The organism is Mesorhizobium sp. M0496 (assembly GCF_040321205.1).
Taxonomy (GTDB): domain Bacteria; phylum Pseudomonadota; class Alphaproteobacteria; order Rhizobiales; family Rhizobiaceae; genus Mesorhizobium.
Window position 1 is genome coordinate 13,846 of sequence record NZ_JAMYRC010000045.1, and the last position, 14,792, is coordinate 28,637.

The following is a 14,792-nucleotide window of genomic DNA, read 5'->3' on the forward strand; positions in this document are numbered from 1 at the left end:
CAGGGTCAGGGAGGGCCGGTGGATGGGACGTTGGAAAGGCTTTGGTGTGGCGGCGGTCGCCGCTTTGTCGTTTGTTGCGATAAAGGTATTGCCCTGGGCGCTCGGCTTTGCCGGCGGCAAATATCTTTACCAGACGGTGGCGGGCTCGCCCGATCCACAGATGCTGACCACAGCTCAGGTAAGCGAACAGATTGAGAGCCAAGGAAGCCAGATTTTCAAGGCAATCAAGCAGGAGTTTCCAGACGACTACGACGTCGTCGTGGAAAAAATCACGGCCATGGCCAGACTTGGAAATGTCGATCAGGTGCGAAATACGAGCAGGATGGCTGTCGCCGATCTCAGGCGAAGATACGCATCCCTGCTGTCCTCGGCTCCGGACGGCAACGCCGCCGAAGCGCTGCGTGCACAATCGGATATGCTCAACCATGTCATGGCGCGGGAAACCGCTGCCATCTGCAACAACTACCTTCGTGAAGGGCCGGATGCGCTCGGCACGCCGGACCAGGATTTCCTGATCGACATGGACAAGGTCGGCGCCACCCTGTTCCACGCTTTCGGCGCAGCGAAGAATGGCAGTCTGCCGGCCGCCGCTGCCAGCGACGGAGACTGGTCGCTGCTGGCCGACGCTTTCATCAACGCTGGCGGCACTCCCGCCGAGATGACTGCCATTGCCAATGTCAGTCGGGAATTCGAAGGTCTCTGCCAGCCGTAGCAAAACTCTACGCAGCCGCCCTGTCGCTGCAGGGTGAACCCGGGCGACACATCAAAACCACTCTGCTCTATGAGATCGTCCGGAATTGAATTGGTCGGGTCTGCTGATCTGTGGGTCTGACGTAGAGCTGCCGCACCTCGTGAGCTTCTTTGGCTGGCCAGCCATTTCCTCGAAGGTCGAAGACCCGATTGGCTCCCTACCCCAGGGTTGAATTGCTGAAATACTTCGCGAAATCAGGGCGTTGTGTCAGAACTTTGCCATCGGCATCGCGCAGGATTCCGGACGCGAAGAGATAGTCGCCGATCGCTTCCATCTTGGCCGGATCCATCGTCCCGATGGCGCCGCTTTGGCTGCGCAGATAATGGCCGTCGACCAGCATCTTCAGCGAAGCCTCGATCAGTGCCGGATTGGTCAGCGTGTCCTTATTGGCGGCGACCAATAGGGCTGCCGCCTCATCGGGATGATCAACAGCGAACTGGTAGCCGCGCCGCGTTGCCTGGACGAAGGCGGCGGCAGGTTTCGGATTTGCCTGGAGATAGGCTTCGCTCGAAGAGATCAGTGTCGTGTGCTCGTCGGGCACGCCGTAATCGGCATAGACGAAACTGCGCTGTTTGACGCCCTTGAGCTCGGCTTCGACACCCTCCCAGGTCGAGACTTCGAGCGTGAAATCGACCGAACCATTGGCCAGCGCCTCATAGGCTGAGGTGCCGAGCGTCACCGTCTCGAAATTGCCCTTGCCGCCGTCGTGGCGGATGATGGTGCCGATCAGTGCGTTCTCCCAGGCGCTGCCGAAGCCGCCATAAGTCAGGCCGTCAAGGTCCCTCGGGCTTTTGATCTCGCTGCGTGCCGCATTGAAAACCACGCGGCCGGTTTCGGATTGCACCACGGCATAGACGGCTCTCAAGTCGGCCCCGGCGGTTTTCTGGGTGAACAGGCTGATCGTGCCGTTGATGCCGAAATCGGCGACGCGGTTGGCGACCAGCGTGCCAGCACCGGTATCGCTGTAAGGCAGGATCTCGACCTCGAGTCCAGCTTCGGAATAGAACCCCTTGTCGCGAGCGACGAACAGGCCGATGTGATTGGTGTTGACCGTCCAGTCGAGTGCGACGGTGACTTTTTGCGCCGCCGATTGTGCCCAGGCTCGCCCCGATCCGGCAATCAAGGGAAGGCCGGTAGCGAGGGTCAGCAGCAAAGCCTGCCGGCGCGTCAAGTCAGTCATGGTCGTGTCCTTTGGATTGGTGCGGGTTGAGGATGGTGTCGAGGATCTCGGCCTCGAGCGCGCTTGCCTTCCGCGCGGCATCGCCGCCAAGGCTGCGCGGGCGCGGCAGCGGGACCTTGATTTCACGCACGATGCGGGCCGGGCGCGCCGACAGCACGTAGATGCGGTCGGACAGGAACACGGCTTCGCGCACGTCATGGGTGATCAGCAGCGCCGTCCAGCGGTGATGACGCCACATCTGCTCGAGCCAGCGTTGCATCGCGGTGCGCGTCAGTGCGTCGAGCGCGCCGAATGGCTCGTCGAGCAAAAGCATGTCGCGCTCCTGCACAACTGTGCGCAGCAGGGCCGCGCGCTGGCGCATGCCGCCGGACAGCTGAGCGGGAAAATGCCGCTCGAAGCCAGCGAGCCCGAACTCGGCAAACAGCGGCGCAACACGTGCCCGCGCCGCCTTGCGCCTGATGCCTTGCACTTCGAGCCCGAGCGTCGTGTTGTCGAGGACGCGCCGCCACGGCATCAGCGCGTCGCGTTGCGGCATGAAGGCGAAATGCCTGCCGTGGTCATCGAGGGGCGCGCCGTCGAACAACATCTCGCCCTCGCCATGCTCGGTGCCGGTCAGAAGCTGGAACAGCGTCGACTTGCCGGCGCCCGAGGGCCCAAGGATCGAGACGAATTCACCAGTGCCGACACTCAGCGAAATATCGGCCAGCACGTCGAGCCCACCGAACGCCTTGCGAAGATGCCGCAGCTCGAGCCGGCTCATCGCCACGGCCCCTTCCCGGCGGTTTCGTTGCCGGCGTGCTCCCAAGGCATGGCAAGGCGCTGCAACAGTACAGTCAACCCGAAAAGGACAAGTGTAAGCGCTGCGCTGACGCCGACGGCGGCCAGCACCAGGTCGGGGCGGAAATTGTTCTTGGCGTTGAGCATATAGATGCCCAAGCCCTTCGCCGCACCCGCATATTCGGCGAAGATAGCGCCGACCACGGCATAGGTGATGGAGATCCTCAGGCCAGCAAAGAAGTAAGGCAGCGCCGAAGGCAGCCGCGCCAGCACGAAGACGCGCCAGCGCCCTGCTCCCATGGCGCGCAGCATCTGGCCGATCTCGGCCTCGGTCGACTCGTAACCTTCGACCAACGCCACCAGCATCGGAAAGAAGGTGACCAGCGACACCAGCATGATCTTGGGCGCCAGCCCGAAGCCGAACCACAGCACCACAAGCGGCGCGATCGCCACCAGCGGCAATGTCTGGCTGACGATGAAGACGGGAAACAACGCGCGGCGCAGCGGCTGGAAGAAGTCGACCAGCATCGACAGCGCGAAGGCGGCACTGAGCGAACAGGCAAAGCCAAGCAGCGTGGCGCGGATAGTCGGAACGGCGTTGTCGACCAGCGCCTCGCGATTGAGCATCGCTTGCGCGAGGACGCGCGATGGCGCCGGCAGTATCGTCGGCTTGATGCCGGAATAGGTGGCATAAAGCTCCCAGGCCAGCAGGAGCAGTCCGACCGACATCATCGCCGGTACCGCCTTGACAAGAAGGCTCGCGATCGGGCGCGAAGCGACTGATGGTGAGACCACGGCAGATGACCTTTGACGGCCGGAGAGCAGCGGCAGCTTCAGACAGCCGACGGGCTGTTGGCCGAGACCGTGACATCGAGGGTTACGTGGCCGGCACCCGGTCCGAAGCGGCAGAATGCTGCGTCAAGCGCCGAAAAGATCGCGCCCGCATCACCGCGCAATTTCGTACAGAAATGCTTGGAGAGCTCATAGACACCCGACTGCTTGAGGAAATCGATGCAGCCGTAAATCTCGTCCATATGGTCGTCGGTGCCCATCACATAGAGCGAGAACTGCGCTGCCGCCGGCTGGCCAGTCGAAGCCGCGCCGCGCACCGCCGCGATGGCCGCATCACTGCGCGGGCCGAGTGGCCCGACAGGTCCGCCAAGCGCATCGGAGCGACAGATCGGGTCATCCGGCTCGCCCGGGCAGCCGCGTGAAATGGTAGCCGACAGCACGCAATGTTTGCCGCTGCGCGCCGTCGCCACGAAGAGGTCGCGCATGGCTGGAAACAGCACCTCGGGCGGCCCGACCAGCAGGGTCGAGATGTCGTCGGTCTCGATCCGGAGCTTGTCGCGGTAGGGATCGAGCGCGCCCAGCGCGCCAAGAATGACACCGACGAAATCGTCGGCCATGGGGTATAGGGAAATCTGTGCGCCTGAAAACATGGCCCGCCTCGCTCCGCTGGTATTACCCAGATCAGCTTTTAGGGTCTGTGGGCTTGCCGCCCCCGTCTCAGCCCCGACCGTACGGAGCACCCCTGTGGATGCGCGGGTTAAAGCACCAATCAAACCGAAGTGAAAGCCATTTTTTCAGCGCGCTGCACCAAAAAGCATTGCGCCAGGCCTGGTCCTTGGTCGAAGCCGCCGATGCTGCTGGAGCAGAATTTTATCGGGAACCTTCGCTGCCGCGACCGGTTGTCCCCACAGTCGCAAATGCGATCACCTTCGTAGAAACAAGCGACGAGTTCACAGAAATGGAGACAAACCATGTTCATGAAAATCCTCGCAGCTTCGGCTCTCACGATTGGTCTGGCCACATCAGCCATGGCGCAAAGTGCCGGTAGCAATAACGCAAATGGCGATGGCGTCGGCAGCGGGAAGTCGGTGACTGTGGAGCCGAACACCCCGGCCTCGCCGAATACGGTCAGCCCCGGTACTGTCGACCTCGGCATAACCAACAGCACGACCGGCGACATGAATTCGAACGCAGATCGAAATTGCCCGGCCGGCCCGCAGGGCGCGCAGCCTGACGCCACCCACACCTCGCCGGGCACCTCTGTGCCGACGGTCAATGACAACCATTGCGGTAAGTAGGCCATTGCTGGCAACCGAGGAAGCCGCGAGCGTATGCTCTGCGGCTTCTTTTGGGCGTCAGCACAATCGGGCACTCCTCGACAACGCCAATATCATGGGCACTTTCGGACATCGGTGGAAGGCTCGACGGCTTCACCGAAGCGACCAGGCGCACTGACTGACTGAAAGGGGTTTGGGATGCGATGAAGCCGCTCGACGACCTTGTCGAGCGGCAATGCATGGCAGAACCGCCTGTTGTGAAGTTTACGAAACAGCCTTTTCGCGAACCGGCAGCTTCCAGCCCGGCCTGACGAAGTGGCAGGTGTAGCCGTTGGGGTATTTCTCCAGATAGTCCTGATGCTCAGGCTCGGCTTCCCAGAAGGGACCGACGGGCGCGACTTCGGTGACGACTTTGCCCGGCCACAGACCCGAGGCCTCGACATCGGCGATGGTGTCCTCGGCGATGCGCTTTTGTTCGTCGCTGGTGTAGTAGATCGCCGAGCGATAGCTCATCCCGACATCGTTGCCCTGCCGGTCGCGGGTCGTCGGATCGTGGATCTGGAAAAAGCGCTCCAGCAGCGTGCGATAGCTTATGATGGCCGGATCGAAATTGATCTCGATGGCTTCGGCATGGCTGCCATGGTTGCGATAGGTGGCGTTGGCCACGTCGCCGCCGCTGTAGCCGACACGGGTGGAGATGACGCCGGGGTAACGCCGTATCAAATCCTGCATACCCCAGAAGCAGCCGCCGGCAAGGACTGCGCGTTCGGTCGAAGTCGCCATATCACGTCTCCTCAAAAGCAATTCCGGGAAAATGTAGGGGTTTCCCGGGAAAAGCGCATAGCGCTTTCCCTTGAGAATTGCGCAAAAGCAAGTTGGTCTCCCCATAAATGGGCATTGTCACCTTCTTCGTCCAGCGGACCAGCTGATCTGCTTCAGTTGCTCGGTCGCGCGAGGCTGTCGATCACACCCGGCAACTGCGGCGCACCGGGCGGAACGGCGGCAAAGCTGACCGCCACCGGCGGCGCCCTGAGCGACCAGTCGAAAAGAACGGTTTTGACCGGGACGTTACCCAGCCACGCCTGCAGATAGGGTGGCACGTCGCGCCCAGGCCAGACCAGCAGTATGCCGTGGTCGCGCAGCCGCTCCTTGGTGATCCAGGGGGCGTACTGCATATTCAGGTCGGTGAAGATCGACGGCTTGTCATAGGCATTGAGGCCCGCCAGCAACGCGATAAGGGTATGGCCGCCGACGGTGTCGAGCCGACCGGATGCGGCCGCGTGCCAGACGGTCTCGGCCTCGTCCGATATCTTCTGCGCCGGCCAGCAGACGGCGTCCATGCGTCCACGCAAATTGCATTTTGTCCAGCGGATCCCGGCATAAGCACCAGATATGCCGATAATGCAGACGAACGCGCAGATCGCCAGCTTTCGCATCTCGACGGTGCCGAGGCGGTGGCCCAGCAAGGCGAGCGCCACAACGCCAGCAAGATTGTACATCGGCGCGCCCCAGGCCTCGCCGGCGCCGGTGAACAGGGACGCCACCATGATGAGGAGCGCCGGGCCAAGCCCCATCCACAAGAGATAGACAAGGATGCCGCGCCCGACGGGCTCTTGCGGCGGGGGCGAGCGCCGCAGCAGCCCTGATATCGCCAGCACCAGAATAAAACCGCAGAGCCCGGCCATCTGGACGCCGATATAATAAAAGCGGGAGCGATGGGCCAGCACCCACTGATCGCGCCATGCGGCATAGGTGATCGGCAGGAAATCGACGCGATAGAGTTCGACGGCCAGTGGCGCAGCGACAGCGATGAAAACCACAAGCCCAAGCCATGGCCAGGGCGTGGCGAGCCGGCTGCGTGCCCGAGTATCCGACAACAGCCAGATCGCCCCGAACAACAACAGCAGACCGGTGGAAAACTTGGCATAGAGCCCGACGCCCGACACCAGTCCGAGCGCCAGCCACCAGCCCGGCCCACCACCACGGCTGGCACGCCACAGCAGCCAGCAGATGGCGGCCCAGAAGGGCATCTGCGCGTAGTCATGATTGAACTGCGGGGTCGGCCAGCCGAAGAAATAGAGCGACGGCATCAATAGCACGGCGGCCAGCGCGCGCCTCTGCCCTAGCAGGTCACGGGCCAGCAGATAGACCAGGACGAAAGTCGCCGAGATCGTCAGCTGGGCCACGAAATATTGCGGCCAGCGGAACGATCCGGTCAGAAGATGGCTGGTCTCGAGCAGCCAGCCGGGAAGCTGTGGGTGCTTGTAGGTCAACAGCACCCATTCGCGGCCCCACATGAAGCCTTCGACGACATCGTTGGGCGGTGCGACGTTGACAAGCGCCGGCGCCACGGTCCAGCAGAATATCTGCATCAGGCACAAAATCGCCAGAAAATGCCAGGGATGACGGATTAGGCTGGACAAAACCGATGGGGAATCGACGCCGGCGGCAGGCAATCCCGCCGGCACCCAGTTGTCCATGGATCCATCTATCCCCGCCATGCGACGCTTAAATCACATAGTCTAGTTTAACGAACAGCCCAAACGTCGAAGCTTACGAAAAAGTATAGCTATGTGCCATTGCAGCACCAAAATCGGGCAGGAGTATCGGCGCTCCTCTCGCTAGGCACGATTGCGCTGCACGTCTGACCCCTGCCTGAAAAATCCGGATCCTAATGCGCCACCACCATGCCGTCATCCACTACCGTGCGCTCGACTTCTGGATGGCGCGCGCGGCCGTTCTCGTCATCATCTGCCTGCAGCTTCTGGTCATCAACAACCTCTCATTCGGGCCGCGCTGGCTGGCCCCGGCGCTGGAGGCCGCCTTGCTGCTGCCCTTGTCGGTGGCCACCGCCTGGACACAGGCCGCCACCCGAAAGGCGGTCGAGGATCACGAGTGGCACGCGATCGGCCAGTTTCGCGTCATCATCCGCAGAACCGCCCTGACCATGACCGCCCTCATCAGCGTCATGAATTGCGGTTCGCTGGTCTTGCTGGTGCGTGCCTTGCTGGAGGGTCATGCCGGCAACAGCGGCACGACACTGCTGATCGACGCGCTCAACATCTGGGTCACCAACGTCATCGTCTTTGCTTTGTGGTTCTGGAGCACCGACCGCGGCGGCCCGCCGACCTGCGGCCTCGTTAAGCTGGCGCAGGCCGATTTCCTGTTCGCGCAGATGACGCTGAACGACCGTGAGCTTCGCGATTGGCTGCCCGGCTTCGTCGACTATTTCTTCCTCGCCTTCACCAATGCGACAGCGTTTTCACCCACCGACACCTTGCCACTCTCCCAACGCGCCAAGCTGCTAATGATGGCCGAGGCCATGATCTCGCTGCTGACCATCGCGCTGGTCGCGGCACGGGCGGTCAACATCCTGGCTTGAGGCTTGCCAGGCCGAATCTTCGCTGCATCGCCGAAACGCAAAATAGCCCGCCTCGGCGTGAGCCGAGGCGGGCAAAAAAATGAGGACTATGCCGCGTCCGGCGGCTTTTCAGCGCGATTTTATGTGTCTCGAATTCTGTTGCAGTCGCCAACAGACAATACCAGCCGGAGCCAGCCACTACTCCTCTGGCGCCTGCCTGAATCTCCGCACCACAAACTCGAACAGCACGTCCGAGATCCACATGGCGCAGACGCCGATCAGAAAGGCGGCGGCCAACGTGGTGGTGTCGTCGGCGGGATAGGGCATCGGCAGGCCGGTGGTCTTGAAGTAGGACACCGCCGGCAGCGTCAGATAAGCTGCGGCAAGCGCACCGCAGATCGGCGAGGCCACCATTTCGCGCAACTTGTAGCGGTGCCGCGACAGCGCGCGCAGAACGCCACCGGCAAGACCGGCGGCGACAACCGGTCCCTTGACGCCGAGCAGGTCGAAAAGATCGTGCATCACGGCCTCCACCCACAAAGCGTCTGGCCCTTTTCGTTGTGAGCCAGGATCGCCGCCACCGACGCATCGGAAAGGGTTGCCACCTCTGCCTTTGTAGGCCGGATGGGATGCCCGGCCGCGCAAAACGATCCACCCGATGTGGTGCAGCCGGCCAAGAGGAGTGAGAGCGCTACGATTTTGACCATCTGCCCAGCCTCCCCCGGTTGTCGTCCGGCGTCCGCCCGGCGACGGCGTCATCGATCTTCTGCGCTTCGGTGCGCGCCGCGGCGTCGGCGGAATCCTGCCTGGCCTTCTGGCTTGCCTTGCCCCTGGCGTAGGCCGTCCAGAGACCGGCGAGTGCGGCACCCGTTGCAAGGAGATACGGCCAGACCTGGCCAAGCAGTACGAGCGTTCCCATTTCATGTCTCCCTGGCTGGCGGCGCGACCATGCCGCGCGGTCCGTCACGCACCGCGTTGATGATGATCTTGGCAAGAGCAAGTGTGCCGCTGATCTGAAGCGCGGCGCGATCGGTGACGCCGAACATCGTCCAGTCGAAACCGGCGAGCGCGCCGCCGCAGATGATGGCGATCAGCGTGTTGAGAAGATTGTGCAGCGTGTTGGTGTTGAACCATGTCATCAAAAGAAGCTCCCGAAAAAACCGGTGACGTGATGCCAGAAGGCTGCGAGCGCTCCGGCAAAGAGGACGAGGATGCCGGCCGCTGCAGCCGTCTTGCCGCCGGATGGCGGCGCTGGCGGCACGATCTGGACCGTCGGCGCCTCACTAGCGGGCGTTTCGACCTTGGGCGGCTGTGGGACAGGTGCCGGTGCGGCCACCGGTACCGCCGGTCGTTGCGCCGACATCAGCAAGGCCTGAACCCGTACCGACCTGACGCGATCGGACCAGCCGCGCCCGAATGTTGTCCACGTTGGCAGCCGTTTGAGAAACGCCAGCCGCGCATCGCAAAGCGCATCGATGACGACGCCGGCCGGCTTTGCCTTGACTGCTGCAAGGGTTGCCGGCCCAATCCGGCCGTCCTGGGCAACGCCCACGGCCGCCTGCAAGTATTTCGCCGCTCGGCCAGGCCCGCTGTTCACCGCGAAATCGAACACGGCATGGTCGACACCATCGGACAATTCGGCGCCAAGCACTGCGTCCCAGTAGAAACGGCGAAAAACCGTCGCCACCTGATCATCACTGATCTTACGCAAATCCGCCTTCGTCGCGCCGGCCTTCACGTAGCGGCGGAAATTGGCAAGCGTCACACCCTTCATGGTGGCGCCGCCCGGATCAGCCGGATTGTCCGACCAGAGCCCTTCAGATTTCAAAACGAGCGCAAGCGCCCGCGCGAAGTTGCGGTCCATGGTTACGGTTCCTTATGTTCGGGAGGGGGGGCCGATGGGGAATTTCACACTCAAGGCGACGTGTGGCGAGAAAATCGCTCGCAGCACATCAGTCGATGCGCTGAGCGACGCTCAAGCGGTGATCAGGCTAAACAGAAGGGAGCGCGAGAACGGAGCAAGCCGTGGATTATGAGTTAGGCGCCTTGCCAACGGCTGGACGAGTGAGTTTCAGTACGCGGATCGGTTTGCCGAAAAAAACGGCGCGGCGCGGTTATACGAGCATACAGCGTCACGAGCACCACCGGGAGCAAAAGCATCGGCATCATGGCGACTCGGTTATAGTAAGGTAGTCCGCTCGCCAACATGTATATAACTGTCATGAGGATACAATACTTTCCCAAGCGCTCATCCGACTTCTTTACCGCGCTCTTGATCAATAAGACACTGGCGAGGCATTGGACTAGCGAATAGGCAAAAAACAAAAGCTTGAATCCTACTTGATAGCTCAAAAACATTTCGGAGGAGTACTGAGCGTATAGACCAGCCTGCGCTAAAATCGGGGTAATTATTATATTCGAAATACCGGAGATGGAATTTGTAATGTAACCCACGAAAATCAAGGTAACGGCGCCAACGATCAATTTTCCTGAGCGTGGAACAAAATCTGCCAAGACATAGATCGCAACAAATAGAGCAGCGCTATAGTGGCTGCCGATCGCCAAGGCAGCAAAGAGGATGGATCGGTATTGCTTACCGTCATTGATCGCGAGGAAGGACGCGAGAATGAAGATAAGCGAAAACCCTTGACGCAACGTGTTTTGACCTAGTTGCTCAAACCAAGGCAGCATGATCAGGCCAACAGTCGATATCGCACCAAGTATTACACTATCGCTTTGCCTGACAGAGTAAAGATAGTATACTGAAACCATGACCATGCTATTGGCTAGCATGCTGTCAGAGATCGACAACCCCAGGTTGGCGTATACCCAATGCATGGCGATGAACACAGGCTCGTGCGCCACAGCCGTCATATAGACCAAGAACGTTGCCCTGGTTGCATAGACAAAATCCCTTGAGTAGGCGACGATATCACCTTCCAAAGCATATGAGGCGTAATTCGCATAGTCGGTTCGAGAAACCGCGAAGAAGAGCACTGGCGCTAGAAAGAGCAACGTTGGGAACCAGAGTTGGCGAATGGACCGCATTCGAACGCCCCTTTGATCTTGGCGACACGTGCAATAGCACCTTCATTATTGTTATGTGAAATGCAAGATGCTGACCCCCTCCAAATAAAGTTGCCGGCCAGCGCTACGTGGACTCGCTAGGTGCTTGCCGACCGGCGGTCTCGATTGTGGGCTTCAAAACTCAATGAACTCAACTGTCACGCCAAGCCCCGTCAGAGCCCTACCTGTGCCGACTGAATTTGAGTTGACGAATATGACGTCGCCGGCTCCAGGTCAGCGCCGGCTGAGTTGGCAGCAACAGCGCCGTCGCGCATGCCGAACGCCGTCAGCCCTGGTGCGCTAGTATCAATGGTCGAAACGTTTGCCGAATCACCTGCCCGGAGGCGTTGCAAGATCAGGTCCCGGTAATTGGCCGCATCGGCGGTGGCATCGGCAGTCGCTTGGCGCTGGCCCGAACAATCCGACCACGGCGACGCACAGCATAGTTGAAGCCGCATTGTGCCTGTCGACTTGTTGCGTGCCGCATAACGTTCTCCCAAACAGGAATTTAGAATCTTTTTCGAATCCATGCGGCGGTCGTTTACATCTGTCATAGAGAGCGGAGCTGTCATAGAGAGCAGGGCCGCACCATGCCTTCTCTTCAATTTGCCGGCCCAACGCCTTGGCATTTGTTGTGGTGTCCCTGATTTGGGCGATTGCAATACGCTGATCAAAACTCCATGAAGGTTAGCGTTGCGGCGAGGCCAGTGAGAACCTTTCCGGTTCCAGCCGAATTGCTTGTGATGGTCAAGACGTCGCCCGGCTCAAAGCCCAATGATACCTGTCCCGCGCTCATGCTGCTGTCTTTCGGAAAGAAGGCCGTGAGCCCGCTGATCGTGTCCGTCGTGGCGAGCGTAGTTGCGACTCCGGCACGATACCGCCGCACAAGCAGACTGCGGTAATTCGTGCCGTCTGCCGTCGCATCAGTGTTCACAGTGAATGACGCCGCCGTGACTAGGCCTCGCCGATCGCAAACGATCATCGGGAAAATTGTCGTGCCCGCAGCCGCCACGTCCCCGAGGCGTGCCGTGATCTTCTCGGCCTTGATGAACTTGTGGATGTCGCCCTGCACCGTGACGATGCCACGAATACGGTTATTCTTGCCCCACCGCAGCGAGTACGGGGCAGGCAGATATTCCCATTTCACCACTCCGTTGATCGGACGCCAAACCACTGTGCCATCGGCAGTTCGCTGGTCCATCCCCGCTGGCCCGCCAGCGGCAGCAGAGACGCCGGCAGTCATGCAGATGAAGTAGGCACCGCCGCGAGACACAACGTTGTCAACGACATACGCGGTTGATGCGGCCCACGCTGCAATCGCCGCCGTTCCGTCATCCGTAATTGAAAGCGCCGTGCCAGCCGGCCCGCCAGCTGCAGCAGAGACGCCCTCCGCTATCACGCGATAATAGTTGCCGCCGTTCGTCACCAGAGAGTTGCGCTTGTAGAGCGTCCCAGCCGCCCACGCGCCGATCGCCGTACTGTCGCCGTTTAAGTTGACGTTTCCCTCGATGTCGCATTCATCGACCGTTGCGCGCCCGGCCCGCTGGTGTAGCGCGGTGATGGTGAGGTCTGTTTGCGCTGAGCCCGAGGTGTTGTTGCCACGAGTGACCAACCGCCGAATTTTTGCGCTTGATGGGGATTGAATGCTGATACCACCTTTCTCGGAAGCCTCAATGCGCATCCCGTCGATGTCGATATCAAGGTCTGACCATCCGATCTGATCGGCGTTGGCTACGCCTGAAAAGCAGGTAAAGGCGTGGTTGAAACCACAGATCGCTCGATAGGATGTTATGTCCTTGAGCTTAAGGTTGACGGCTTCACGGATCCAGAAATACCCATGATCATCAAGCGTAATGTTCTGTAAGGTGATGTCCTGCACCGGACCCGCGCCTGCATGGCCGCCAGCCGCCCAATCCCAACCGATGTAAAAGGCAGGAGCCACAGCCGAGCCAACCGCCGTCCCGCTGATGTTGGACAAAACAATGCGCTTGGCCACCTGAAAATTCCGCACCAGGCTGTTGGCGACATACTCCGCGTAAGTGTCCGGCGTCGTGGTCTTATAGTTTATTGTAGCGATGTTGCCGGTGTTGTTGACCGAGAAATCGCCGATCGAGGCATCCACCTGTTCATTGATGTCGATGCACTGACTAGCACGCGAGACCGACTTGAATACGCCATTCCGGATAACGACGCGCTGACTTGTGCCGTCTAGGTCGATCGCTTCCGAGAAATCTTCGAAAATGAAGTTCGTCATGATGAAAGTATCGACGTATCGGACGTTGAAGCCGCCTGTCATCTTCTGATGACGATGGCCGTCAACTTGGACGTTCTTGCCGTTCTGGATGTGGGCATAGTAGCCACGTCGGCTGCCGCTGGAACTGCCCTTGGTACCGATGAAACGAAGGCCATCGACGCCAACCGCGTAGACAAAACGCTGGTTAGTGTTTGTGGCATCGGCATCATTAGCTGGATCAAAGGTGATGCCATCAAACGTGATGTTCTTTCGCGTGCCCACTGTCATGTTTTTGTCGGTTGAAAAGATTGGCTGGACATCGCCCGCTACAACGGCGGTACGGCTCACGCCATGCAACACAGCCTCATCGCCGCTGAAGGTGATGTTGTCGACTGTCAACGCGACTGCCCGATAGACGCTGGTCGTGGCGAAGTTGCCGAAGGTGAACGGTGATTCGGATACGGGAACCATCTTGTAGGTGCCGGCTGGCAATTTTACGCCGCCAAGCGCCAGATCGTGTGCTGCTTGGATGGCCGGTGCGTCGTCGTTGGCGTTGTCCTTGCGAGCGCCCTTTTGCGGTGGCGCCGGTGTATCGGCCAGCGCATACCCTGCCAGAGCCCCGCCGCTCAAGGTGATCACCAGATCCCCTGCCGAGGTCCCGTTCTTGCGATACACGGCGCCACTGCCTACCACCTGGTGGCTGTCGTAGAACGCGGTGCGGATGTAGGTCGGCGCGATCGGTGGGGAAAACGCCTGGGCGGCCGCGAGCGTGGCGAATTGCGGGTCAATTACCGTGGTCATGACTTCGGCCGCGACATTGGCCGCTGCCTGGGCCTGGTCGATGATGCCCTGAGTGGCGTCCCGAATATCGCCGACGATGTCATCGGACTGATAGAAGCTGAGGACTATGCTGCTGGTTCCAACGACCGGGTTCAGCGTCTGGAAGGCAAAGACGAAATCAGATGAAACCGCCCCCTCCTGGACATGCACAGTCGTCCCCTTCTGCATGGTGCGACCCGCTCGCGCATCGGCGGCGCGGTACCAGTAGCCTTGCGAGGCCGTATAGATGCCGTTCAGCCTGGCGTCAGCCTGATCCTTGACCAGCACCCGGTCGCCGGTCGCGGTCTGGATGCCGTCGACGACCTTGAGGCCCTGGATCCAGGCAACGCCGTCGATGACGATCGTTTCCAGGTTCGCGGTCGTCGCCAGGCGCACGGGTTCGCGCTCGCCGGTCAACAGGCGAACGGCGGCAGTTGCGGGTCGGGCCATTGGGCTTGCTCCATGAAAAAAGCCCCGCGAAAGCGAGGCTGTGAAAAAGGGTTCGATTTTGCCGCGTGGGCGCGTCCGGAGGTTAA

At 60.6% G+C, this 14,792-nt stretch carries 16 protein-coding genes and 1 riboswitch; of the genes, 3 read left to right on the forward strand and 13 right to left on the reverse strand.

The window, feature by feature from the left end:
• The first annotated feature begins 46 nt into the window (after nucleotides 1-46).
• Nucleotides 47-712 (forward strand): hypothetical protein, encoded by a 666-nt coding sequence (locus tag NKI73_RS27730; protein WP_352634417.1) that lies wholly within the window; start codon nucleotides 47-49, stop codon nucleotides 710-712.
• Nucleotides 713-908: 196 nt separating this feature from the next.
• Here NKI73_RS27730 and NKI73_RS27735 read toward each other — a convergent pair whose 3' ends face one another.
• The 4 genes from NKI73_RS27735 to NKI73_RS27750 form a co-directional block, all read right to left on the reverse strand.
• Nucleotides 909-1,931 carry an ABC transporter substrate-binding protein gene (locus NKI73_RS27735; RefSeq protein ID WP_352634418.1) on the reverse strand — a complete coding sequence of 341 codons (1,023 nt, stop codon included), beginning with the start codon at nucleotides 1,929-1,931 and terminating at the stop codon, nucleotides 909-911.
• Nucleotides 1,924-2,691, reverse strand: coding sequence for an ABC transporter ATP-binding protein (locus NKI73_RS27740; RefSeq protein WP_352634420.1), 768 nt, complete (start codon nucleotides 2,689-2,691; stop codon nucleotides 1,924-1,926). Before NKI73_RS27740 ends, NKI73_RS27735 begins: the two co-directional genes overlap by 8 nt.
• Nucleotides 2,688-3,440 (reverse strand): ABC transporter permease, encoded by a 753-nt coding sequence (locus NKI73_RS27745; RefSeq protein ID WP_352634422.1) that lies wholly within the window; start codon nucleotides 3,438-3,440, stop codon nucleotides 2,688-2,690. The genes NKI73_RS27740 and NKI73_RS27745 overlap by 4 nt, the downstream gene beginning before the upstream one ends.
• A 101-nt stretch (nucleotides 3,441-3,541) precedes the next feature.
• Complete coding sequence (locus NKI73_RS27750; protein ID WP_352634424.1) at nucleotides 3,542-4,150, reverse strand: YkoF family thiamine/hydroxymethylpyrimidine-binding protein; 609 nt, start codon at nucleotides 4,148-4,150, stop codon at nucleotides 3,542-3,544.
• A riboswitch (TPP riboswitch) is annotated at nucleotides 4,141-4,254 on the reverse strand. (Overlaps the previous gene by 10 nt.)
• 217 nt (nucleotides 4,255-4,471) lie before the next feature.
• Here NKI73_RS27750 and NKI73_RS27755 point away from each other — a divergent pair.
• Complete coding sequence (locus NKI73_RS27755; protein ID WP_352634426.1) at nucleotides 4,472-4,798, forward strand: hypothetical protein; 327 nt, start codon at nucleotides 4,472-4,474, stop codon at nucleotides 4,796-4,798.
• A gap of 243 nt (nucleotides 4,799-5,041) precedes the next feature.
• Here the strand turns inward: NKI73_RS27755 and msrA are convergent, their stop codons facing one another.
• Nucleotides 5,042-5,560 carry a peptide-methionine (S)-S-oxide reductase MsrA gene (gene msrA / locus NKI73_RS27760; protein ID WP_352634428.1) on the reverse strand — a complete coding sequence of 173 codons (519 nt, stop codon included), beginning with the start codon at nucleotides 5,558-5,560 and terminating at the stop codon, nucleotides 5,042-5,044.
• 152 nt (nucleotides 5,561-5,712) lie between these two features.
• Nucleotides 5,713-7,257: a glycosyltransferase family 39 protein gene (locus NKI73_RS27765; RefSeq protein ID WP_352634430.1), complete on the reverse strand. Its 1,545-nt coding sequence runs from the start codon at nucleotides 7,255-7,257 to the stop codon at nucleotides 5,713-5,715.
• Nucleotides 7,258-7,451: 194 nt separating this feature from the next.
• Here NKI73_RS27765 and NKI73_RS27770 point away from each other — a divergent pair, with 194 nt between their 5' ends.
• Nucleotides 7,452-8,159 carry a hypothetical protein gene (locus NKI73_RS27770; protein WP_352634432.1) on the forward strand — a complete coding sequence of 236 codons (708 nt, stop codon included), beginning with the start codon at nucleotides 7,452-7,454 and terminating at the stop codon, nucleotides 8,157-8,159.
• A gap of 177 nt (nucleotides 8,160-8,336) precedes the next feature.
• Here the strand turns inward: NKI73_RS27770 and NKI73_RS27775 are convergent, their stop codons facing one another.
• From NKI73_RS27775 to NKI73_RS27805, 7 genes are all read right to left on the reverse strand, one after another.
• Complete coding sequence (locus NKI73_RS27775) at nucleotides 8,337-8,660, reverse strand: hypothetical protein (protein ID WP_352634434.1); 324 nt, start codon at nucleotides 8,658-8,660, stop codon at nucleotides 8,337-8,339.
• A gap of 169 nt (nucleotides 8,661-8,829) precedes the next feature.
• Nucleotides 8,830-9,057 (reverse strand): hypothetical protein, encoded by a 228-nt coding sequence (locus tag NKI73_RS27780; protein ID WP_352634436.1) that lies wholly within the window; start codon nucleotides 9,055-9,057, stop codon nucleotides 8,830-8,832.
• A 1-nt stretch (nucleotide 9,058) separates the two neighbouring features.
• Nucleotides 9,059-9,277 (reverse strand): hypothetical protein, encoded by a 219-nt coding sequence (locus NKI73_RS27785; protein ID WP_352634438.1) that lies wholly within the window; start codon nucleotides 9,275-9,277, stop codon nucleotides 9,059-9,061.
• The gene (locus NKI73_RS27790; protein WP_352634440.1) at nucleotides 9,277-10,002 is read right to left on the reverse strand and encodes a glycoside hydrolase family 108 protein; all 726 of its coding nucleotides are present in this window, start codon (nucleotides 10,000-10,002) and stop codon (nucleotides 9,277-9,279) included. The genes NKI73_RS27785 and NKI73_RS27790 overlap by 1 nt, the downstream gene beginning before the upstream one ends.
• Nucleotides 10,003-10,175: 173 nt before the next feature.
• Nucleotides 10,176-11,186: an EpsG family protein gene (locus NKI73_RS27795; protein ID WP_352634442.1), complete on the reverse strand. Its 1,011-nt coding sequence runs from the start codon at nucleotides 11,184-11,186 to the stop codon at nucleotides 10,176-10,178.
• Nucleotides 11,187-11,377: 191 nt separating this feature from the next.
• Nucleotides 11,378-11,734 (reverse strand): hypothetical protein, encoded by a 357-nt coding sequence (locus tag NKI73_RS27800; protein ID WP_352634444.1) that lies wholly within the window; start codon nucleotides 11,732-11,734, stop codon nucleotides 11,378-11,380.
• Nucleotides 11,735-11,874: 140 nt separating this feature from the next.
• Nucleotides 11,875-14,706 (reverse strand): hypothetical protein, encoded by a 2,832-nt coding sequence (locus NKI73_RS27805; RefSeq protein WP_352634447.1) that lies wholly within the window; start codon nucleotides 14,704-14,706, stop codon nucleotides 11,875-11,877.
• Nucleotides 14,707-14,792 lie beyond the last annotated feature (86 nt).

Excerpts from the sequence above, each read along its gene's own strand:
- NKI73_RS27735 (WP_352634418.1), bottom strand. The coding sequence starts at position 1,931 with ATGACTGACTTGACGCGCCGGCAGGCTTTGCTGCTGACCCTCGCTACC.
- NKI73_RS27740 (WP_352634420.1), bottom strand. The coding sequence starts at position 2,691 with ATGAGCCGGCTCGAGCTGCGGCATCTTCGCAAGGCGTTCGGTGGGCTC.
- NKI73_RS27745 (WP_352634422.1), bottom strand. The coding sequence starts at position 3,440 with ATGATGTCGGTCGGACTGCTCCTGCTGGCCTGGGAGCTTTATGCCACC.
- NKI73_RS27750 (WP_352634424.1), bottom strand. The coding sequence starts at position 4,150 with ATGTTTTCAGGCGCACAGATTTCCCTATACCCCATGGCCGACGATTTC.
- NKI73_RS27755 (WP_352634426.1), top strand. The coding sequence starts at position 4,472 with ATGTTCATGAAAATCCTCGCAGCTTCGGCTCTCACGATTGGTCTGGCC.
- msrA (WP_352634428.1), bottom strand. The coding sequence starts at position 5,560 with ATGGCGACTTCGACCGAACGCGCAGTCCTTGCCGGCGGCTGCTTCTGG.
- NKI73_RS27765 (WP_352634430.1), bottom strand. The coding sequence starts at position 7,257 with ATGGACAACTGGGTGCCGGCGGGATTGCCTGCCGCCGGCGTCGATTCC.
- NKI73_RS27770 (WP_352634432.1), top strand. The coding sequence starts at position 7,452 with ATGCGCCACCACCATGCCGTCATCCACTACCGTGCGCTCGACTTCTGG.
- NKI73_RS27775 (WP_352634434.1), bottom strand. The coding sequence starts at position 8,660 with ATGCACGATCTTTTCGACCTGCTCGGCGTCAAGGGACCGGTTGTCGCC.
- NKI73_RS27780 (WP_352634436.1), bottom strand. The coding sequence starts at position 9,057 with ATGGGAACGCTCGTACTGCTTGGCCAGGTCTGGCCGTATCTCCTTGCA.
- NKI73_RS27785 (WP_352634438.1), bottom strand. The coding sequence starts at position 9,277 with ATGACATGGTTCAACACCAACACGCTGCACAATCTTCTCAACACGCTG.
- NKI73_RS27790 (WP_352634440.1), bottom strand. The coding sequence starts at position 10,002 with ATGGACCGCAACTTCGCGCGGGCGCTTGCGCTCGTTTTGAAATCTGAA.
- NKI73_RS27795 (WP_352634442.1), bottom strand. The coding sequence starts at position 11,186 with ATGCGGTCCATTCGCCAACTCTGGTTCCCAACGTTGCTCTTTCTAGCG.
- NKI73_RS27800 (WP_352634444.1), bottom strand. The coding sequence starts at position 11,734 with ATGGATTCGAAAAAGATTCTAAATTCCTGTTTGGGAGAACGTTATGCG.
- NKI73_RS27805 (WP_352634447.1), bottom strand. The coding sequence starts at position 14,706 with ATGGCCCGACCCGCAACTGCCGCCGTTCGCCTGTTGACCGGCGAGCGC.